Raw genomic sequence first — 21,577 nt, forward strand, 5'->3', positions numbered from 1 at the left:
CGGCGTGACCACCGTCGCCTGCCCGGACTGCGACGGCACCACCTTCCGGCTCGACCCCTGCCGCTGCACCCGCTACGGCAACCGGCTCCTGGCCGACGGCGGCAACGATGACGGTCCGGCTTGCGGCGCGGGTGGGCACCGGGAGCCGTACCGCGCGTGCGGGCTGTGCCGGGGCACAGGCACGGTCGCGGTGGCCTGCCATCGCTGCGGGCGGCGGGGCCGGCGGCGCGCGCAGCTCGTGCTGACGGTGGCCAACCTGGACACCGGCGCGGTCGCCTCCCACGAGATCGTGCCGGACGACCTCGACCCCCGCCCGTGCCCGGCGGGTGGCTGGGCGGTCGAGCTGACGCCCCGGGTACGCGAACTGGCCGCCGAGGCGGGCGTCGCCGCAGGCGTGGATTCGCTGACCGTACGGCTGCCGGCTGCCTGGCGGCCCGACCTGCCGGCGGCCGAGCGGCACGACTTGGCTGCGCGGGCGCTTGCGGAGGCAGCCCGGCCGGCGTGGCGGGTGCTGGTGGGCCGGTCGGCAGCCCCGCCCCCGGTCGACCCGATGCGGCGGCTGGCCCGGCTCTGCGGGGTGGCCGACCTGCTCCTGCTCGACCTGGTCGTGGAGGCCCGCCGGCACGGCGGCGGGCTGCGCTGGTCCCTCCGGTACGAAGTGCCCGGCTCCCCGGTGCCGGACGGGCCGCCGGAGTCGTGCTTCGCCGACCTGACCGCCGGCCTGGCCGGCACGGACGTGGCCGACGCGCTGGCCGGGCTCGGCGAGCGCGGCCGGGACGCGCCCGCCCGGATGCTCAGCCCCGATCCGCTCCGGCCGCTCATCCCGGCGACGACGGACGTGGCGGAGTTCGCCCGTCGGGTGCGCGCCGACTGCACCGCCTCCGGAGCGCAGGCCGTATGGCGGGACGGCCGCTGGTGGCACACCGCCCTGCGCTGCGGCGAGCCGGTGGAGACTCTGGTCGAGCAGCCCACGGGGCAGGTGGTGCGCCGGACCCGGGTGCCGCTGCGCCGGGCGGCCGAGCCGCCGGACCCGCCGTGGCTCGGCGAGCCGGTGCCATGGCGGTCCTGCCCGGACTGCCGCCCGGCGCGGCCGTCGGCGCTGACCTGCACCACCTGCGGCGGCACCCGCCGAGTGCACCTGGCGGCCCTGATCACCCTGACCGACCTGCGGCATCGGGTGGTGCACCTGACCTGGCGGGTCGGCACGCCGGAGGCGGTGCCGGCGGTCAGCGTCCGGCCCGGCGGCCGGGCCGTCGTCCGGCTCCCCGGCCGCTACCGGCTGGGTGCCTGGGCGGCCGTGTTCGGCGTACGCCCGGAGGACCTCGCCGAAGCCGACGGCGGCCACGACCTCCCACCGGACGTGCGCGAGGGCTACGTCGCCCTGCCCTGGGCGGGCGCGGACCCGGTGGGGGAGCAGGTGCGCGCAGTCGGCCCGGCGCTGCCCGCCGCGCGCCTGCTGGTGACCGCGGTACGCCCCGACCCGCCGCCGCTGGCCGAGCTGCTCCGGCTCGCCCTCGGCCTGGACCTGGCGCTGGTGGTGAACGTGCTCGACCTGCGCCGGCATCCGGCGGCGCCGATGCGGGCGCACGGCGTGCTCTGGTCGGTCGAGCTGCGCCCGCCGGCAGCCCCGGTGCACCACGACGACCTGCCGTGCCGGGCCAGCCTGGAGACGGCCGTGGCGCATTGCCTCGACGGCCTGGACGTCGCTCTCCCCGAAACCGTGCCGGAGGACCCCGGGGTGGCGGTGCCGGTGCCCCGGTCGGACGCCCGCCCGCTGCCGCCCGACCCGGTTCCGGGGCTGCGGCGGCTGGCGGGGCAGCACGCTGGCCGCCCGCTCAGCGTCCGATTCAGCCGGGCCGGCTGCGCCGTCTACCGCCACGACGACGACGGCCCCCTGTTGCTGGTCGAGGGCGACGACCTGCCCGCTGCCCTGGCCGCCCTTCGGCTGGCATGACCGTCACCGGGCACCACCCCGATCGGCCGGCCCGTCGTGGTGGAGGAACCCTCACAGTTGTGATTGCAGCTCTCGGAGCTGTGCCAGCGCCGGACCTTGGCCGGCTGACCCTGAGTGTCGAGATTCAGACTCTCGTTCAGTCCCCAACCGGCCCTGCCGCGAGCGGTCGACGCTGAGCTGGGACTTCTCGGACGATCGGAGGAAGCGCCCGCCATTGGTCCACTGTGGTCCCGTCAGCCGGACCGCAAATTGGCCAACCAGTGCGGTACCCGTTCAATCAGGTCGATGGGTAGCGTGTCGGGCACCTGGGGAGCTGGAGGAACATTGGCGACGCTGCTGCGCGACCTGATCGACATCCCGACGTCCGTCGGCGAGGGCGACTTCGTGGTGAAGGCGGCCGAGGGCGCCGACCTGAGCCGGTACGTCGTCACCGACCAGCTTCGGGAGAGTTTCGCCAAGGCGCTGGGGCGGATCGGCCACGCCGTCACCACCGGCCGCTCCCAGGCGCTGTTCCTGCACGGCTCGTTCGGCTCCGGCAAGTCGCACTTCATGTCGGTGCTGCGGGAGATCCTCGCGCATAACCCCAGGGCCCGGGAGATCGGAGGGCTGGACGGCGCGGTCGTCGCCGCCGACGACTGGCTGCCCGACCGGAAGTTCCTCACCCTGACCCTGCACATGCTCGACGCGCGCTCGGTGGAGCAGGCGATCCTTGAGGGGTACCTGCGCCACGTCACCGTCGCCCACCCGGACGCGCCGCTTCCCGCCGTACACCGGTCGGACGCGCTGCTGGGCAACGCCGCCGGCCTGCGCCGGACGCTCGGTGACGACAAGTTCTTCGCGGCACTGGGCGGCGGCACCGTCACGGGCGGCGGCCTGGCGGCGATGCGGGCCCAGGCCGAGGGCTGGACCCAGCAGCGGTACGCCGAGGCTGCCGCGCAGCCGCCCGGCACCAAGGAGCGCGACGCGCTGGTCAGCGCCCTCACGCAGGCGTTCTTCAGCGGCGCGGTGCACAGCGCCGAGTACCTCGACCTCGACACCGGCCTCGCCGTCATCACCCGGCACGCCAAGTCCCTCGGGTACGACGCGATCGTGCTCTTCCTCGACGAGCTGATCCTCTGGCTCTCCGGCCGGATCGCCGACCACACCTTCGTCAACACCGAGGGCGCCAAGCTCAACAAGCTCGTCGAGTCCGCCGACGCCACCCGTCCGCTGCCCCTGGTCTCCTTCGTGGCCCGCCAGCGCAACCTGGAGGAGTTCCTCGGCCCGCAGGTCGGCGGCACCGAGCGGGAGGCGCTGGCGCAGGTGATGCGCAGCGTCCAAGGGCGGTTCGGGGAGATCGTCCTCGCCGACACCAACCTGCCCGAGATCACCGAGGGGCGGCTGCTCAAGCCGAACGACGAGACGGCCCGCGCGGTCATCGACAACGCCTTCGCCGCAGTCCGGCACAACCGCGAGGTGTGGGACACGCTGCTGCTCGGCGCGCAGTACGGCGACGCCGGCATCGGCTCCGACGCCACCGCCTTCCGGCAGCTCTACCCCTTCTCGCCGGCCCTCGTGGCCACCCTCGTCGCACTCTCCCAGGCGTTGCAGCGTGAGCGGACGGCGCTGAAGGTGATGACGGAGCTGCTGGTCGAGCGGCGGGACACCCTGCGCGTCAACGACCTGATCGGGGTCGCGGCCCTGTTCGACCCGCTGGTGCTGCACGGCGAGCTGCCCGACCGCCCGGAGCTGCGCCAGAAGTTCGAGGCCGCCCGCACGCTCTACCTGCGTAAGCTGCGCCCGATCCTGCTCGCCCTCAGCGGCATCGACGAGGAGAAGACCGCCTCGCACACCCAGTTCCAGCTCGACGACAAGCTGGTCAAGACCATCCTGCTCGGGGCCCTGGTGCCCGAGGTGCCGGCCCTGCACAACCTGACCGCCGCCAAGCTGCACGCGCTGAACTTCGGCTCCATCGCCTCGCCGATCCCCGGCTACGAGAACACGATGGTGCTCAACCGGCTGACGAAGATCCAGCAGGACGCCGGCGAGCTGCACCTGACCGACGACCACGACAAGGTCGTGTCGCTCAAGCTGCACACCGTCGACTTCGACAAGCTGCTCGACCTGGTACCGCACAACGAGACCTCGGCCGGCGTGCGGCAGCAGTTGCTCCGGGAACTGATCAGCGCCGAGATGGGGCTGGCCGGCAGCGAGGGCAGCCACGGCGAGCTGCAGCAGCCGCGCGACTGGCGGGGTCGGCGGCACGTCGTCCAGGTCAAGTTCGGCAACGTCCGGGACCCCGACACCATGCCGATCGCCGCGCTGCTCGCCCCCGGCGAGTCCTGGCGGATCGTCGTGGACTACCCGTTCGACCCGCAGGACTACCCGCGCAGCGCCGACCGGGCCCGGATCGAGGAACTGCCCCGGGGCTCCAACACGGTGTTCTGGCTGCCGCTCTACCTCACCGACGACCTGATGGGCCGGGTCGCCCAACTCGCAAAGATCAACTACCTGCTCGGTGTCGGCGGCGCGGGGGAGCGGCTCAACACCCTCGCCGCGGACTGGCCCAAGGCCGACCGGCAGCAGGGCCGGGTCTACCTGCTGCAACGGCAGACCCAGCTCCGCGAGGGCCTGATCACCGCGCTCAAGCAGGCGTACGGGGCGGCCAACGCGCAGCCCTCCGACGTGCACGACGACACCGTCGGGGTGCTGCACACCCTGGCCGAGGGGCTGCGCATCGGCGACCCCCGGGGCGGGACCCTCGCCGACGCGTTCAAGAACCTCACCGCCGAGCTGCTGGAGTGGTCGTACCCGGGCACGCCGGCCCTGCCGGTGGAGGAGAAGCCGCTCACCCGTGGCGACCTGGCCAAGGTCTTCGAGTACGCGAAGCTGGCCGCCGCCGACCCCACCGGCGGCGTCTCCGTCGCGACCCCCGCCGACCAGCGGCTGCTCCGCCGGATCTGCAACCCGCTGCAGCTCGGCGAGCTGATCGACAACCGTTACGTGCTCACCATGGGCACCTGCTACTGGAGCCGGCACCTGCTGCAGGAGGCGGCCAAGGAGGACTACCGGGACCACTTCCCCGTGCACCGGCTCCGGGGCTGGCTGGACGTGCCGAAGCGGCGCGGCTTCGACCGCGACCTGCAGAACCTGATCATCGCCGTCTTCGCTCTCGAACAGCAGTTGAGCTGGTACGACAGCGTTCGGAAGGTCAACGTCGGCGTGGTGAACGGCGTGGAGGACCGCTTCGAGCTGCGGCACCCGCCGATGCCGACGGAGGAGGCATGGAAGGCGGCCGTGCAGTTCGGGCAGCCCTTCTTCGGCGAGGTGCTGCCCCGGTTCCGCAACCCGGCCAACCTCGTGGACCTGGCCGGGAAGATGCGGGGCGTCGCCACCACGTACGCCGAGACCGCCGGGAAACTCGTGGCCAGCCTGACGGAGCACGCCGCGCTGCTCGGCCTCGAGCCGGACGCGCAGGTCGGCCGGCTCGCCACCGCCCGGCGGGTCGCCGAGCTGCTCGCCCAGGTCAAGGCCGAACAGGACGATGTGGTGCTCGTCGGCGTGGTCGCCGAAGGGGAGAAGCGCCTCAGCGGCCTGGACGGCCTGGCCGCGAGCGGCGTCTACAAGCAGGCCGGGAAGCTCTGCACGGCGCTGGCCGCCACGCAGTGGCCGCTGATCAGGGCCGTGAAGCAGCGGGCCACGTCCGACTCCCGCGCCCAATCCGTACTCGACCGGCTTCGGGCCGCCGCCCGGGACGAGCAGCACGGCTCCGACCTGGCCAAGGCGTTGCAGGACGCGGTCGACGCCGCAGCCGCACTGCTGGCCGACGACGATCGGCCGGTCGCACCCACGAAGCCGCCGGTTGTCGACCCGCCGGTCTTTGTCCCGCCGGACTCCAACCCGCTGGCCCTCGATCCGCCGCCCGTCATCCCGAACCCGCCGGGCGTCGTCCCGAAGCCACGCGATCCCGGGGACCCGGTTCTCCCGCCGCCAGCCGCCCGCCAGGCGGTCGTGACCGGCGCGGAGGAACTGGACCGGTTCGTCGACGTGCTGCGGGTCGAGGTCGCTGCCGGCAGGCGGGTCACCGTCACCTGGCAGGTCGAGGAGTCGGAGCGCCGGCCGTGAGCCTCACCCGGGCCGCCGTCCGCCCGGCGGCCGTACGGCGCAAGGTCGAGGCGTGGCTCGCCGAGCGGGACGACAGCGACGCCATCGTGCTGCACGCCCGCCCCGAGTGGACCGACGAGCCGGTGCTCACCGTGGGGGACACCCCGGTGCGGATCGTGCCCTGCCCGACGCCGATCGCCGCACGGGCCGCGCTCGCCGACCGGGCCGCGTACGAGAAGCTCGTCCTGCTGACCGACCTGACCGACATGGAACTGGGCGACGGCCTGCTGACCCACGTCAGCATGCAGAAGGGGCGCAGCGTCGACCCGTGGGACGTGGTCACCCAGGTGTTCGGCGGCCAGGTGCGGCTCGACTCGACCCTGGTGCGCACCGGCCGCTGGGTCGCCGACGCGCTCACCGATCTCGCCCCGGTCGAGGGCTGGGCCCCGCCCGCGGGCCTCATCCTCACCCGAGATCACGCCCTGCGGCACCTCGCCGGGGCGGTGCTCGGCCTCGACCCCGACGAGCTGGACGGCGCCGGGCTCCTCCAGTGGAGCACCGACGCACGTACCCAACTGCGCTTCGCCGACCTGCCCACCGAGTGGACCGACGGGATCGCCGTGTTCCTCGCCGAGGTGGCCGGCCCGGTCGCCGTGCCGGTGCTCGCCGCCGTCCGGGCCGGGCACGGCATCGACGCCATCCCGCTCGGCCTGCTCGCCGGGGTGCTCCGGCCCCGGGACGTCGAGCCGCGACCCGACGTGGAGCTGGTGGTCGCCCGGACCCGGCTCGAACCGCGCTTCGGCGGTGCCCGGCTGACGGAGGCGCAGGCGACCGCGTTCGGGGAGGCCACGGAGGCGTGGATCTACCGGGCCCTCGACGGCGACGACGCCGTACGCCACGACGCGCATCGGATGCTGCGCCGGGCCGAGGAGATCGCGGCCGAGATCGACATCGCCGGGCGGCTCGCCGCGTCGGCCCTGCTGCCGGCCGGCTTCACCCAGCGGATGCGCGCGTTCGGGGCCGCGGTGCGGCTCGCCGTTCCGGTGGCCGGGGCGGGGCCCGCCGCTGAGCTGATCGAACGGGCGCAGGACCGGCTCGCCGAGGTCGAGGCCCACCGGTCGGCCGACCGGCCCCGGGTGGAGACCGCCAGGATGGCCGTCCGGCTGCTGCGGTGGCTGGCCGTGCCCGAGGGACCCGCCCCCGCCACCATTCTCGACGCCGTGCACCGACAGGTCCGCGCCGACGGGTGGGTCGACCGCGCCCGGCTGGACGTCTTCGCCGGCGACGTCGACCAGGAGGTAGCGCAGGCGTACCGGCTGCTGCATGCGGCCGTCGACGCCCGTCGCGCCCGGCACGACCGCCAGTTCGCCGAGCTGCTGCAGGACATGACCGGCGCCGAGCGGGAACCTGGTGCCCTGCTGCGGGTGGAGGACGTGCTGGACCGCGTCGTCCGTCCCGTCCTCGACGGCGGGCGTCGGGTCCTGATGCTCGTCCTCGACGGCATGGGCACCGCGGCGGGCATCGAGATCGCCGACTCCCTCGGCCGCAGCGGCGTCTGGACCGAACTGACCCCCGGCGGCGGCCCCCGGACCGGGGTCCTTGCCGCGCTGCCGACGGTCACGCAGGTCAACCGGTGCAGCCTGTTCAGCGGGCGGATCGCCGTCGGTGACCGTGGCGCCGAGTTGCGCGCCTTCCGCGAGCAGTTCCCGGGCAGCGTGCTGTTGCACAAGTCCGACCTGCGCACCCCGGCCGGGCAGGCCGTCGACCCCGAGGTGGCCGCCGCCATCGCCGACCCCGCCGTCCCGCTGGTCGCCGCCGTCATCAACACCATCGACGACGCCCTGGACCGCAGCGACCCCGGCACCACCGAGTGGAGCACGGACACCGTCAACGGGCTGCGGGACCTGCTCGCGGTGGCACAGGACCGGGTCGTGGTGCTGGTCTCCGACCACGGCCACGTCGTCGACCGGGGCACCGAGGCGGTCCTCCTGCCCGCCGACTCCAGCGAGAACCGGTGGCGTCCGGCGACGGGTGAACCCGGTGACGGCGAGCTGCTCTTCTGGGGCAGCCGGGTGGCCCTCGCCGAGGGGAAGGCGATCCTGCCCTGGCGGGAGGAACTGCGGTACGGCCCGCGCAAGGCCGGATACCATGGGGGTGCCGCTCCCGCCGAGGCCGTGATCCCACTGCTGCTCTTCGCGGTACACGACGAGAACGCCGTCCCGGGGTGGGCGGGAGCGCCGGTGTCGAGCCCCGAGTGGTGGCGCGAGCCGCTGCGGCCGACGGCCGGGGAGGCGACCTCCCGCGAGGCCGCCCAACCGGAGAACAGGCGTTCCGTTCGCCGTGCCGCCCGGCCGGCCGTCCAGGACGAGGGCCTGTTCGACCTGCCCGCCCCGACTGCCGCGCCGGCCCCGCCCGAACCGCCTGCTGCGGCTGATCCCGCGACGGTCCTCGTCGACGCACTGCTGGCCAGCCCGGTGTACGCCGACCGCCGGGGCACCCGGGCGCCCCTGTCCGACGAGCGGGTGGCCGCCATGGTCGCCACTCTCATCGCCGGCAACGGGCGGGCAGCCCTGGAGACGCTGGCCACCAGGGCCGGCGTACCCGTGCACCGGGTCACCGGCACGTTCACCGTGCTGCGGCGGCTGCTGCAGGTCGAGGGGTACCCCGTGCTCAGCCTGGACCCGGACGGCCGGACCGCCAAGCTCGACATCGCCCTGATGGTCGAGCAGTTCGGGCTGGAGGCCCCGTGACGGTAGAGGTCAGCGCGCGGCGGCGCAGGGACATCGTCGACGCCCTCCGGCGGGGAGCGGTGCCCGCCAACGGCCTGGACGCACTCGCCGTCGGACTGGACCGCTTCACCTCCACCCTCGACGAGGAGCTCGACCGGGTCGCCGGTGGCGGCAGCGTGTTCAAGGCCGTGCGGGGCGAGTACGGCGCCGGGAAGACCTTCCTCACCCGGTGGCTGGGGGAGCGGGCGAAGCGCCGGGGATTCGCGGTGGCCGAGGTGCAGGTCTCCGAGTTGGAGACGCTGCTGCACCGGATGGAGACTGTCTACCGCCGGCTCGTCGAACAGTTGACGACCGAGCAGTTCGCCCCGAGCGCGCTGCGTCCGGTCCTCGACGGGTGGATCTTCGCTCTCGAGGAGGACGTGCTGGCCGCTGGCACGGTTGCCGAAACTGACGCGGACGGGCTCGACCGGGCGGTCGGCGAGCTGCTGGAACGCCGGCTGGCGGACATCTCCCGGAGCACACCCGGCTTCGCAGCCGCGCTGCGCGGCTACCGGGCGGCCATCGCCTCCGGCGACCAGGTGACCGCTGGCGGGCTGGCCGCCTGGCTGGGCGGACAGCCCCACGTCGCGGCCACGGCTCGCCGGGCCGCCGGGGTCAAGGGGGACCTCGACCACTTCGGGGCGCTCAGCTTCCTGCAGGGCCTGCTGACGGTGCTCCGGGACAGCGGGCATCCCGGCCTGCTCCTGGTCCTCGACGAGGTCGAGACCCTGCAGAGGGTTCGGTCGGACGCCCGCGACAAGGCCCTGAACGCGCTGCGGCAACTGGTCGACGACATCTACGCCGGGCGCTTCCCGGGCCTGTTCCTGCTGATCACCGGCACCCCGGCGTTCTTCGACGGCCAGCAGGGTGTGCAGCGGCTCGCGCCGCTGGCCCAGCGCCTCGCCACCGACTTCGGCCCGGAACCGCGCTGGGACAACCCTCGCGCCACCCAGCTTCGGCTCCCCGGGTTCACCGAGGCAGCCCTGGTCCAGCTCGGGATACGGGTACGCGAGATCTACGGCAGCGACCGGGTGACCGACGTGGTCGGCGACGACTACCTCGCTGAACTCGCCCGGGCCGTCGCCGGCCGGCTGGGTGGTCAGGTCGGGGTCGCTCCGCGGGTCTATCTCAAGAAGCTCGTCGCCGACATCTTCGACCGGGTGGACCAGTTCGCCGACTGGAATCCCCGGGAGCACTACGCGTTGACGCTGCGCTCCGACGAACTGACGGAGGTCGAACGGAACGCCGCCTCGGCCGACGACGTCGACCTGACCCTGTGAACGAAGAGACTTCACTCGACCCGGTGGTGCTGCACCACGTCGTCAACAGCCTCGGCTGGCCGGAGCTGCGTCCGCTGCAACGAGACGCGATCGGGCCGCTGCTCCACGGCAACGACGGGCTGCTGCTCGCCCCGACGGCGGGCGGGAAGACCGAGGCGGCGGTGTTCCCCCTGCTGTCGCGGATGGCGCGGGAGGGCTGGACCGGCACCTCGGTGCTCTACCTGTGCCCGCTCAAGGCCCTGCTCAACAACCTGCATCCCCGCATCGAGCGGTACGCCGGCTGGCTCGGCCGCACCGCGGCGATCTGGCACGGCGACGTCAACACCGCCGCCCGGCGGGCCGTGCTCTGGCAGCGCCCCGACATCCTGCTGACCACTCCCGAGTCTCTCGAGGCGATGCTGGTGAGCGTCAACGTCGACCACCGGACCTTCTTCGCCGGGCTGCGGGCGGTGGTGGTCGACGAGGTCCACGCCTTCGCCGGGGACGATCGTGGCTGGCACCTGCTCGCGGTGCTGGAGAGGCTGACCCGGGTCGCCGGCCGGCCGCTGCAACGGGTGGGGCTCTCCGCGACCGTCGGCAACCCGGCGCAACTGCTGACCTGGCTGCAGGGCTCGGCGGCGGGCAGCCGGCCGGGGCGGGTGATCGCTCCCGACGTGCCCGCTTCCGCTTCCGTTGCCGTTGCAGATTCCGGTTCCGGTTCCGATTCCGCAGAGACTGCCGGCCCGCCGCCCGGCGAGATCGAACTCGACTACGTCGGGTCGCTGTTCAACGCGGCGAAGGTGATCTCCGCCCTGCACGCCGGCGAGAAGCGGCTGGTCTTCTGCGAGTCCCGGCAGACCGTCGAGGAACTCGGCCAACTGCTGCGGGAACGCGGGGGGACGACCTTCCTGTCGCACGCCTCCCTCTCCACTGACGAGCGACGCCGGTCCGAGCAGGCGTTCGCCGAGGCGAGGGACTGCGTCATCGTCTCCACCAGCACGCTCGAACTCGGCATCGATGTCGGTGACCTGGACCGGGTCGTCCAGATCGACGCGCCCGCCACCGTGGCGTCGTTCCTGCAGCGGCTCGGCCGCACCGGCCGCCGCCCGGGCAGCACCCGGAACTGCCTGTTCCTGTGCCGCACCGGACAGGACCTGACCCGGGCGGCTGCGCTGCTGACGCTGTGGGGGCGAGGCTGGGTGGAACCGGTCGTCCCGCCGCCCGACCCTCGGCACATCGTCGCCCAGCAGATGCTCGCGCTCTGCCTGCAGGAGCACCGGGTCGGTGACCGCCTCTGGGCTCAGGCGTGGAACGGCCTCGCGCCCTTCGGCCCGGGGGCCGAGCCGATCGTCCGGCACCTTCTCGATCACGGCTACCTGGACAGCGACGGGGGGCTGCTGTTCGTCGGGCCGGAGGCGGAGCGACGGTTCGGCAGGCGGCACTTCATCGACATGACGGCCGTCTTCACCGGGCCGCCGGAGTTCACCGTCCTGCACGGCCGCCAGGAACTGGGCCGGATCGACCCTAGCCTGCTCACCGAGGAGGTGCCCGGCGACCGGCTGCTGTTGCTCGGCGGGCGGAGCTGGCGGGTCACGTACGTCGACTGGCGTCGGCGGCGCTGCTTCGTGGAGCCGGCCGACGACGGCGGCCGGGCCCGCTGGACCTCGCTGGGCTGGGTGGGCTGGAGTCACCCGCTCACCCGGGCGATGCGGGACGTCCTCCTCGGCGAGGATCCACCGGTCCGGCTGACCGGGCGGGCGGTGGAACGGCTGGCGGCGGAACGGACCGACCGGTCGGCCGTGGTGCACCCGGGCGGGAGCCTCGTCGTCAGGGCACCTAACGGCGACCTGACCTGGTGGACGTGGGCGGGCCTGCGGGCAAACGCGACCCTGACCGCGACGTTGGGCGAGGTCGTCGATCCGATGCAGCGGTTCGACGACCACACCATCCGGCTCCGCGCGGACCTGAACCGGACGCAGTGGCGGGCCCTAGTCGCGGACGCGGCGCAGCGGATCTGCCTGCCCGAGGTCAGTGCGCGGGCCCTCGCCGGGCTGAAGTTCGGCGTCGCGCTGCCGGAGCGGCTGGCCCGCGCGACCCTCGCGGCACGCCTCACGGACATCCCCGGGGCGGCGTCGGTGCTGGCGGAGCCGGTCCGCTTCGCCGCCCTGACGCAGCGGTGAGAAGGGACACCTTCTGTATCCTGACCGATCCGATTTCCACCGCAAACGATGTGGCGGACGTTGCGCGAAGAATTGCGCGTTCGGGGACTGGCTCCCGGCGGAACAAGTTGACGATGCGACCCTTTCAGCAACGAATTCCCATGAGGGCGCGGTAGGCGGATGCGGCATAATCCCGCCGCGGTGAGGAGCTCGTCCGACGCGATCGTGAGTACAGCACCCTCCGGGTGTGTCGTCTACCAACGGCAGAGCTCCACGTGTCCGCGCTGCGAAGCCTACGATTGTGGTTGTTGGTCGCCGTTTCGGCGACGCTGATCATGTCAGTGCCGGAAGTCGCCTGGTACGTCGGTGGAATGTTGATTCTGTTGACGGCCGCATCGGTGCTGACCACGATCGGACTGCTTCGGGCGATGCACAACTATCTGCTGCATCACGCCAGCCACGGCGACTTCGGGCGGATAAGTGCCATCGTCGGAGACCTGGCCGGTGCGACGGCGGCGACCCACTCGCTCGCGGACTACCGGTCCGACCATCAGCGTCACCACGCCGGGCTGACCGACCAGGACGATCCCGATCAGCAGAGCGTGACGTCTCCTTCGGCCTGGTCGTCGGCAGCGAGTTCGGCGTCGCGGCACTCGGTGCCGGGCTGCTCGCCCTGCGAGGCCGCAGGGAGCTGATCCCCGCCTGGGTCGCCCTCGTGGTGGGGGTGCACCTGTTCCCGGTCGCGGCACTGCTCGACTATCCGTTGATCCACGTGGTCGCCGCCCTGGTGACGGCGGCGGCGCTGGCGGCGGTTCCGGTCGCCCGGGCCCGCACCGTGCCGGTGAGCGCGGCGGTCGGGATCGGCGCGGGCGGGGTGCTGCTCGCCGCCGCGGTGTCGTCGCTCGTCATCGCCCTGTTCGGGTACTGAGCGTCGCTCGTGGACGGTGTCGGGCCCTGCCGCCGCTCCGCGTCCGGCAGGGCCCCCGCGCCTACTCCGGCACCCGGCGGTACGCGCCGTCGCTGGCCGAGGTCGCCATCGAGGCGTACGCGCGCAGCGCCGCCGACACCGGCCGTTCGCGGTCGACCGGGGTGTACGGCCGGTCGCGCTTCTCCTGGGCGATGCGTCGGGCCTCCAGCACGTCCTCGGCGACATTGAGCGAGATCGACCGGGCCGGGATGTCGATGACGATCTCGTCGCCGGGCTCGACCAGGGCGATCAGGCCGCCGGAGGCCGCCTCGGGGGAGGCGTGCCCGATGGACAGGCCCGAGGTGCCGCCGGAGAACCGGCCGTCCGTGAGCAGCGCGCAGGACCGGCCCAGCCCCCGGCCCTTGAGGAACGAGGTGGGGTAGAGCATCTCCTGCATGCCGGGGCCGCCCTTCGGGCCCTCGTACCGGATCACCACCACGTCCCCGGCCACGATCTGTTTGGCCAGGATCGCCGTGACGGCGTCGTCCTGCGACTCGTACACCTTGGCCGGGCCGCGGAAGGTCAGGCACTCGTCGGGCACGCCGGCGGTCTTCACCACGCAGCCCTCAGGGGCGAGGTTGCCGTGCAGGATGGCCAGCCCGCCGTCGGCGCTGTAGGCGTGGGCGAGGTCCCGCACGCAGCCGCCCGCCGCGTCGGTGTCCAGCGTGGACCAGCGGTTCGTGGTGGAGAACGGCTCGGTGGTGCGCACCCCGCCGGGGGCGGCGTGGAACAGCTCGACCGCCTCCTCGGTGGCCGAGCCGCCCCGCACGTCCCAGTCGGCGAGCCACCGTTGAAGGCTGGGGGAGTGCACCGAGCGCACGTCCCGGTGCAGCAGGCCGGCGCGGTCCAGTTCGCCGAGGATGGCCGGGATGCCGCCGGCCCGGTGCACGTCCTCCATGTGGTACTGCGGCGAGTTCGGCGCGACCTTGGCCAGGCAGGGCACCCGGCGGGAGACGGCGTCGATGTCGGCGACGGAGAAGTCCAGCTCCGCCTCCCGGGCGGCGGCGAGCAGGTGCAGGATCGTGTTGGTCGACCCGCCCATCGCCACGTCCAGGGCGACGGCGTTCTCGAACGCGGCCCGGTTGGCGATCTGCCGGGGCAGCACCGAGGCGTCGTCGCCGTCGTACCAGCGCTTGGCGATCTCCACGACGGTGCGGCCGGCCTCGACGAAGAGCGACCGGCGGGCGGCGTGGGTGGCCAGCGTCGAGCCGTTGCCGGGCAGGGCCAGGCCGATCGCCTCGGTGAGGCAGTTCATCGAGTTCGCGGTGAACATGCCGGAGCAGGAGCCGCAGGTCGGGCAGGCGGAGCGCTCGATCTCGCCGAGCTGGTCGTCGGTGACCGCGTCGTTGGACGAGGCGACCATCGCGTCGATCAGGTCGATCTTGGAGTGCACGATCCCCTCGATCGCCACCGTCTTGCCGGCCTCCATCGGCCCGCCGGAGACGAAGACGGTGGGGATGTTCAGCCGCAGTGCGGCCAGCAGCATGCCCGGGGTGATCTTGTCGCAGTTCGAGATGCAGACCAGGGCGTCCGCGCAGTGCGCGTTGACCATGTACTCCACCGCGTCGGCGATCAGCTCGCGGCTGGGCAGGGAGTAGAGCATCCCGCCGTGGCCCATGGCGATGCCGTCGTCGACCGCGATGGTGTTGAACTCCCGGCCCACCCCGCCGGCCTCGGCCACCGCGTCGGCGACGAGGCCGCCCATGTCCTTGAGGTGCACGTGGCCGGGTACGAACTGGGTGAAACTGTTGGCGATGGCGACGATCGGCTTGCCGAAGTCGTCGTCGGTCATCCCGGTGGCCCGCCAGAGGGCCCGGGCGCCGGCCATCGTCCGGCCGTGCGTGGAGGTCTTCGACCGCAGCTCAGGCATGCGTACCAGTCTTGCACCGCCGGCCGGCGCCCTCCCAGGGGTGCTGCGCGGTGTCCCAACAATTGCGCACCCGGCCCCCCACGCGAGGCGGGCATCCGGCACAGTTGAGGACGTGTACTCCACCCCGGTCATGATCGCCGTCGCGGCGCTGAGCGGGCTCGTCGCCGCCGGCGCCACCGCGCTGCTGGTCGTCCTCGCCCGCCGGGCCGGCCGCCCGTACGGGTGGGCCGGCACGCTGGTCGCCGCCGCGGCGGCCTTCGCGCTGGTCAGCCTGCTGACCGGGCTGACCGCGGCGCTCGCCGGCGGCAGCCACCTGGCGCACACGCAGGGGCAGCGTACGGGGTGGGCCACCCTGATCTCCGCCGGCACGACGATGAGCGCGTTCGCCTTCGGGGCGGGCCTGCTCCGGCTGCCCGGCGCGGGGGTCACCCGGGCGGCGACGGCCCGGCTGGTGCTCGACGGGCTGGTCGTGGCTGCCGCGCTCTGGTTCGTGGGCTGGGTGCTCCTCTCCGAGCCGAGCCGACTGCTGGCGAGCGCCACCCCGGTGGCCTGCGCGCCGATCCTGCTGGCCACGGTGGGCGTCGCGCTCACCGCCGGGCTCACCCTGATCGTGCTCGTGCGGGCCGCCGCGCCCCGCCGCCGGCTGGCCTGGCTCGGCACCGGGATCACGGCGGTCACCTGCGGCGGCCTCGGCCTCGCCGGGGGGCTCTGCCAGGGCGTGCCGGGGATGGTGCTGGGCGGCGCCGGGCTGGTCGCGGCCGGGCTGCTGGCCGCCGCGCTGGCCATGCGCGGGGCCGTCCCGCCCGGTCAGGTCGACGTCGACCTGATCCGCCGGGACGGCATGTACGCCTTCGTACCGATGGTCGCGATGGCCGCCTCGGCGATGTACCACCTCCTCCAGGGCGGCCGGTTCGACGCGCTGGGCATCGTCGCCGGCAGCGTCGAGGGGTTCGCCCTGGTGGCCCGGCAGTACCTCGCCCTCAACGACGTGCGCCGGTACGCGGGCCGGCTGGCCGAGCGCGAGGCGCACTTCCGGGAGTTGGCCCACACCGACCCGCTGACCGGCCTGGCCAACCGGCGGGGGCTGCTGCGGGCCCTGCAGGACAGCGCCGGCTCCGGCGTCCCGTGCGTGCTGCTCGGCCTGGACCTGGACGGCTTCAAGAACGTCAACGACATGCGCGGGCACGACGTGGGCGACGAGGTGCTGGCCGAGGTGGGCCGGCGGCTGCGCGGCAACCTGCGCCCCGGCGACCTGGCCGCCCGGCTGGGCGGCGACGAGTTCGCGGTGCTCATGCCCGGCCGCCCGGCCGACGCCGGCCGGGTGGCCGAGCGGCTGCTCGGGGTGCTCGGCCGCCCGTACGAGCAGCCCGGCGGGCCGGTCTTCCTCTCGGTCAGCATCGGGGTGGCCGGGCAGCCCGACGAGCCGGACACCGAGCTGTTGCTGCGGCACGCCGACCTGGCCCTGCGCTACGCCAAGCAGCGCGGCAAGAACCGGATCGAGCACTACGACGTCGCCTACGACCAGCTCCTGCGCCGCCGCACGACGGTGGAGCACGAGCTGCGCGGGGCGATCGAGCGCGACGAGCTGCGGTTGGCGTTCCAACCGGTGGCGTCGCTGCCGTCGGTGCGCCCGGTGGGCGCGGAGGCGCTGCTGCGCTGGCACCACCCCGAGCTGGGCAACGTCCGCCCGGACGAGTTCATCCCGCTGGCCGAGGAGTGCGGGATGATCGCCAAGCTCGGCGCGTGGGTGCTGCACCAGGCGTGTTACCAGCTCTCCCGCTGGCTGGCCGACGGGCACGACGTGTGGGTGTCGGTGAACGTCTCGCCCCGGGAGCTGCACGCCCCCGAGTACGTGGTCCAGGTCGCCGAGGCGCTCCGCGCCCACCACGTGCCGCCGCAGCGGCTGGTGCTGGAGGTCACCGAGCACGCCGTCGCGACCGACCTCGACGAGCTGATCCGGCGGCTGACCGCGCTGCGGCGCACCGGCGTCCGGATCGCCCTGGACGACTTCGGCGCGGGGTACTCGTCGCTCGGGCAGCTCCGCCGGCTGCCGATCGACATTCTCAAGATCGACCACAGCCTGGTCGCCGAGCACGAGCCGGTCCGCCCGGTGGGCACCGACGGCCCGGCCTTCGCCCCGATGGTCGACATCGTCATGCGGCTGGGCCACCAGCTCGGGATGGAGGTGATCGCCGAGGGGGTGACCACCCCCACCGAGCTGGCCGCGGTGGTCGCCGCCGGCTGCCGGTGGGGCCAGGGCGCGCTCTTCGGCTGGGGGGTGCCGGCCGAGCACCTGGAGGCGATGCTGGAGGCCGCCACGTCCGCCGGCGCGCGTCCCGCCCCGGTGTCGGCGCCGGCCGCCGGGCACCCCGCCGCCGTCGCGCCCCCGCCCGCGGCGGCGCGTCCCCGTCGACTGCCGTCGATGCCCGCCCCGCGCCCCGACGGGGAGGCGTCCGCGCAGCTCGGGACGGTCGGCAGCGGTGTGTCGGAGAGCACTCCGTCGAAGTCCGTGAACCAAAATGTGGGATCAGTTGACTCATCGCGTGAGATGCGGCAGGCTTGACCGCATGTCGTCGACCTCTCCGCGAGTACTTACCTGAGCGCACTCTCCGTCATCGAGAGTGCGCTGGCCCCGTGCATCTGCACGAGGGCCGTTTTTATTGCCGTCGGACCCATCGGGGCGGACCCCGCCCGCGTTGCACCGCCTGAAGAGCATCAGCCACTCCAGCCGAAGGCCTGAACCGCCATGACGAGACCCACGCCAGAGACCCTCGCCCACTCCGCCCGCCGGGCCCGCGCCGGCGCCGAGCCGGCGACCGCCGACCAGGTCGCGCCGGCCACCCGCGCCGCCGGCCCGGCCACCCCGGGGGTACGGCAGCCCGCTCCCGCGCAGACCTCCGGAGCCGGTTCGCTCGTGCGGTCCCTGGAGGCGCTCGACGTCGACGTCGTCTTCGGCATCCCGGGCGGGGCGATCCTCCCGGCGTACGACCCGCTCTACGACTCCACCGTCCGGCACATCCTGGTCCGGCACGAGCAGGGCGCCGGACACGCGGCCACCGGGTACGCCCAGGCCACCGGCAAGGTCGGGGTCTGCATGGCCACCTCCGGCCCGGGCGCGACGAACCTGGTCACCCCGATCGCCGACGCGTACATGGACTCGGTGCCCGTGGTGGCGATCACCGGTCAGGTGGCCCGGCCGGCGATCGGCACGGACGCCTTCCAGGAGGCCGACATCCAGGGCATCACCCTGCCGATCACCAAGCACAACTTCCTGGTGCAGACGCCCGAGGAGATCCCGCAGGTGCTGGCCGAGGCGTTCCACCTGGCCTCGACTGGCCGCCCCGGCCCGGTGCTGGTGGACATCCCGAAGGACGTCCTCCAGGCGCAGACCACCTTCTCCTGGCCGCCGACGCTGGACCTGCCCGGGTACCGGCCGACCCTGCACCCGCACGGCAAGCAGATCCGGGAGGCGGCCCGGCTGATGACCTCGGCCCGCCGGCCGGTGCTCTACGTCGGCGGCGGGGTGCTCAAGGCCGGCGCCACGGAGGGGCTGCGCCGGCTGGCGGAGCTGACCGGCATCCCGGTGGTCACCACGCTGATGGCGCTCGGGGCGTTCCCCGACTCGCATCCGCAGCACCTGGGCATGCCGGGCATGCACGGCACCGTCGCGGCGGTCTACGGCCTGCAGAAGTCGGACCTGATCGTGGCGCTCGGCGCCCGGTTCGACGACCGGGTCACCGGCAAGCTGGACTCGTTCGCCCCGGACGCGGCCGTCGTGCACGCCGACATCGACCCGGCCGAGATCGGCAAGAACCGGCACGCGGACGTGCCGATCGTCGGCGACGCCCGGCACGTGATCGACGAGCTGATCGCCGCGGTCACCACCGAGCGGGCCGCCGGCCACCCGGCCGACCTCGGGGACTGGTGGACCCAGCTCGACGACCTGCGCGAGCGGTACCCGCTGGGCTACGAGGAGCCGGCCGACGGCACCCTCTCCCCGCAGTTCGTGATCGAGCGGCTCGGGAAGATCGTCGGGCCGGACGCCGTCTACGTCGCCGGCGTCGGTCAGCACCAGATGTGGGCGTCGCAGTTCATCTCGTACGAGCGGCCGGCCACCTGGCTCAACTCCGGCGGACTCGGCACGATGGGGTACGCGGTCCCGGCCGCGATGGGAGCCAAGGTCGGCCGGCCGGACACGGTGGTCTGGGCGGTGGACGGCGACGGCTGCTTCCAGATGACCAACCAGGAGCTGGCCACCTGCGCGCTGGAGGGCATCCCCGTCAAGATCGCCGTGATCAACAACGGCAACCTCGGCATGGTCCGGCAGTGGCAGACGCTGTTCTACAACGAGCGGTACTCGAACACCGAGCTGGGCACCCACAAGCACCGCATCCCGGACTTCGTCAAGCTCGCCGAGGCGCTCGGCTGCATCGGCCTGCGCTGCGAGAACGCGGCCGACGTCGACAAGACCATCGAGGCGGCGATGGCGATCAACGACGCCCCCGTCGTGATCGACTTCGTGGTCGGCAAGGACGCGATGGTCTGGCCGATGGTGGCCGCCGGCACCAGCAACGACGAGATCATGTTCGCCCGCGGCGTCCGCCCGACCTTCGACGAGGACGATGTGTAGTCATGACCGAGTGCACCGAGCGGAGCGAGGGCCATGAGGGCATGACGAGGAAGGCTGTTTCGTGACCGAGTGCACCGAGCGGAGCGAGGGCCATGAGGGCCTGACGAGGAAGGCACTGTAATGAACCTGCACACCCTTTCCGTGCTCGTGGAGAACAAGCCGGGCGTCCTGGCCCGGGTCTCCGGGCTGTTCTCCCGGCGGGGCTTCAACATCAACAGCCTCGCCGTCGGCGAGACCGAGAACCCGGACGTCTCCCGGATCACCATCGTGGTCAACGCCGAGTCGTCCCCGCTGGAGCAGGTCACCAAGCAGCTCAACAAGCTGGTCAACGTGCTCAAGATCGTCGAACTGGACCCGCAGGTCTCGGTCGCCCGGGAACTGCTGCTGGTCAAGGTCCGCGCCGACCGGGCCGTCCGCGGCCAGGTGCTGGAGACGGTCGCCCTGTTCCGCGCCCGGGTGGTCGACGTCGCGCCCGACACGCTGACGATCGAGGCCACCGGCACCCCCGACAAGCTGGACGCGCTGCTGCGCGACCTCGAACCGTTCGGGATCAAGGAGATGGTCCAGTCCGGCACGGTGGCGATCGGGCGCGGCTCGCGTTCGATCACCGCCGGCCCGGCCCTGCGGGCCGCCTGAGCCCCTTGCCCGCCACACCACCCGCACAAGCCACGACGGGCCGCCCGGGCCGTCGTACGAAAGGGAAGTCAATGAGCGTTGAGGTGTACTACGACGACGATGCCGACCTGGGCCTGATCCAGGCCAAGAAGGTGGCGGTGATCGGGTACGGCAGCCAGGGCCACGCCCACGCGCTGTCGCTGCGCGACTCCGGCGTCGACGTGGTGATCGGCCTGCCGGCGGGCTCGAAGAGCCGGCCCAAGGCCGAGGAGCAGGGCCTGCGGGTGCTCACCCCGGCGGAGGCCGCGGCCGAGGCCGACGTGATCATGATCCTGGCCCCGGACACCGCGCAGCGGACCCTCTACACGGAGGCGATCGCGCCGAACCTGGCACCCGGCAAGGCCCTCCTCTTCGGCCACGGCTTCAACATCCGGTACGACCTGATCAAGCCGCCGGCCGACGTGGACGTCGCGATGGTCGCCCCGAAGGGCCCGGGTCACCTGGTCCGCCGCCAGTACGTCGACGGCAAGGGCGTGCCCTGCCTGGTCGCCGTCGAGCAGGACGCCACCGGCAGCGCCCTCGCGCTGGCCCTGGCCTACGCGAAGGGGATCGGTGGCACCCGGGCCGGCGTGATCCGGACCACCTTCAAGGAGGAGACGGAGACCGACCTCTTCGGCGAGCAGGCGGTGCTCTGCGGCGGCGCGGCGGCCCTGGTGCAGACCGGGTTCGAGGTGCTCACCGAGGCGGGCTACGCCCCCGAGGTGGCCTACTTCGAGTGCCTGCACGAGCTGAAGCTGATCGTCGACCTGATGTACGAGGGCGGCATCGCGAAGATGCGCTACAGCATCTCCGACACCGCCGAGTACGGCGACCTCTCCCGTGGTCCGCGCGTGATCGACGCCCGGGTCAAGGAGGAGATGCGCAAGATCCTCGGCGAGGTCCAGTCCGGCGAGTTCGCCCGGGAGTGGGTGGCCGAGGACGAGGCCGGCCGGCCCAACTTCGCCAAGTGGCAGGCAGAGGGCGCGGCGCACCCGATCGAGGAGACCGGTCAGAAGCTGCGGTCCATGATGAGCTGGGTCGACCGGCCGATCACCGAGACCGCCTGACTCCGGCGCGGACAGCGGCGACCCGCCCGACGCCGATCCGGCGCCGGGCGGGTCGTCGCTGTCTCTACACCCACCCGTAACGCCACTGACATGTCGGGTTTGTGAGGGCACTCACCCCGAGGTCCGGGGCCTGCCGGCCGGCCCGCGCCCTACGATCGCGGGTAGG

Annotated in this window: 11 protein-coding genes and 1 pseudogene; 11 read left to right on the forward strand and 1 reads right to left on the reverse strand. The window is 73.2% G+C overall.

Annotation, left to right across the window (positions count from 1 at the left end):
* Positions 1-4 precede the first annotated feature (4 nt).
* The 7 genes and pseudogenes from C5N14_RS05740 to C5N14_RS05770 all read left to right on the forward strand — a co-directional run.
* Positions 5-1,954, forward strand: coding sequence for a hypothetical protein (locus tag C5N14_RS05740; RefSeq protein ID WP_128763520.1), 1,950 nt, complete (start codon positions 5-7; stop codon positions 1,952-1,954).
* Positions 1,955-2,239: 285 nt separating this feature from the next.
* Positions 2,240-6,058 (forward strand): phage resistance protein, encoded by a 3,819-nt coding sequence (locus C5N14_RS05745; RefSeq protein WP_117666184.1) that lies wholly within the window; start codon positions 2,240-2,242, stop codon positions 6,056-6,058.
* Positions 6,055-8,787, forward strand: a complete 2,733-nt coding sequence (pglZ, locus tag C5N14_RS05750) for a BREX-2 system phosphatase PglZ (RefSeq protein ID WP_117666186.1) — start codon at positions 6,055-6,057, stop codon at positions 8,785-8,787. The genes C5N14_RS05745 and pglZ overlap by 4 nt, the downstream gene beginning before the upstream one ends.
* Positions 8,784-10,085, forward strand: coding sequence for a BREX system ATP-binding protein BrxD (gene brxD / locus C5N14_RS05755; RefSeq protein WP_117666188.1), 1,302 nt, complete (start codon positions 8,784-8,786; stop codon positions 10,083-10,085). Before pglZ ends, brxD begins: the two co-directional genes overlap by 4 nt.
* On the forward strand, positions 10,082-12,244 hold the full coding sequence (locus C5N14_RS05760) for a DEAD/DEAH box helicase (protein ID WP_117666189.1): 2,163 nt from the start codon (positions 10,082-10,084) through the stop codon (positions 12,242-12,244). Before brxD ends, C5N14_RS05760 begins: the two co-directional genes overlap by 4 nt.
* A 407-nt stretch (positions 12,245-12,651) precedes the next feature.
* Positions 12,652-12,918 (forward strand): hypothetical protein, encoded by a 267-nt coding sequence (locus tag C5N14_RS05765; protein ID WP_371685808.1) that lies wholly within the window; start codon positions 12,652-12,654, stop codon positions 12,916-12,918.
* Positions 12,834-13,151, forward strand: a pseudogene (locus tag C5N14_RS05770) (hypothetical protein); the annotation flags it as partial. The gene C5N14_RS05765 and the pseudogene C5N14_RS05770, both read left to right, overlap by 85 nt.
* Positions 13,152-13,212: 61 nt before the next feature.
* On the opposite strand, the gene ilvD reads toward C5N14_RS05770, so the two are convergent.
* Positions 13,213-15,060, reverse strand: coding sequence for a dihydroxy-acid dehydratase (gene ilvD / locus C5N14_RS05775; RefSeq protein ID WP_117666195.1), 1,848 nt, complete (start codon positions 15,058-15,060; stop codon positions 13,213-13,215).
* A 112-nt stretch (positions 15,061-15,172) separates the two neighbouring features.
* On the opposite strand from ilvD, the gene C5N14_RS05780 reads away from it, so the two are divergent.
* From C5N14_RS05780 to ilvC, 4 genes are all read left to right on the forward strand, one after another.
* Entirely contained in the window at positions 15,173-17,623 is a 2,451-nt protein-coding gene (locus C5N14_RS05780; RefSeq protein WP_117666197.1) for a bifunctional diguanylate cyclase/phosphodiesterase, read from the forward strand.
* A 183-nt stretch (positions 17,624-17,806) separates the two neighbouring features.
* Entirely contained in the window at positions 17,807-19,690 is a 1,884-nt protein-coding gene (locus C5N14_RS05785; RefSeq protein ID WP_117666199.1) for an acetolactate synthase large subunit, read from the forward strand.
* A 120-nt stretch (positions 19,691-19,810) separates the two neighbouring features.
* Positions 19,811-20,326, forward strand: coding sequence for an acetolactate synthase small subunit (gene ilvN, locus C5N14_RS05790; RefSeq protein WP_117666201.1), 516 nt, complete (start codon positions 19,811-19,813; stop codon positions 20,324-20,326).
* 71 nt (positions 20,327-20,397) lie between these two features.
* A complete protein-coding gene (gene ilvC, locus C5N14_RS05795) occupies positions 20,398-21,411 on the forward strand; it encodes a ketol-acid reductoisomerase (protein ID WP_117666203.1) in 1,014 nt (337 codons plus the stop codon).
* The last annotated feature ends 166 nt before the right edge of the window (positions 21,412-21,577 follow it).

The sequence above is a fragment of the Micromonospora sp. MW-13 genome (genome assembly GCF_003434305.1).
In the GTDB taxonomy this organism is placed as follows: domain Bacteria; phylum Actinomycetota; class Actinomycetes; order Mycobacteriales; family Micromonosporaceae; genus Micromonospora.

Coding starts and splice junctions, on each gene's coding strand:
- C5N14_RS05745 (WP_117666184.1), top strand. CDS start 2,240: ATGGGTAGCGTGTCGGGCACCTGGGGAGCTGGAGGAACATTGGCGACG.
- C5N14_RS05765 (WP_371685808.1), top strand. CDS start 12,652: ATGCACAACTATCTGCTGCATCACGCCAGCCACGGCGACTTCGGGCGG.
- ilvD (WP_117666195.1), bottom strand. CDS start 15,060: ATGCCTGAGCTGCGGTCGAAGACCTCCACGCACGGCCGGACGATGGCC.
- C5N14_RS05785 (WP_117666199.1), top strand. CDS start 17,807: ATGACGAGACCCACGCCAGAGACCCTCGCCCACTCCGCCCGCCGGGCC.
- ilvN (WP_117666201.1), top strand. CDS start 19,811: ATGAACCTGCACACCCTTTCCGTGCTCGTGGAGAACAAGCCGGGCGTC.
- ilvC (WP_117666203.1), top strand. CDS start 20,398: ATGAGCGTTGAGGTGTACTACGACGACGATGCCGACCTGGGCCTGATC.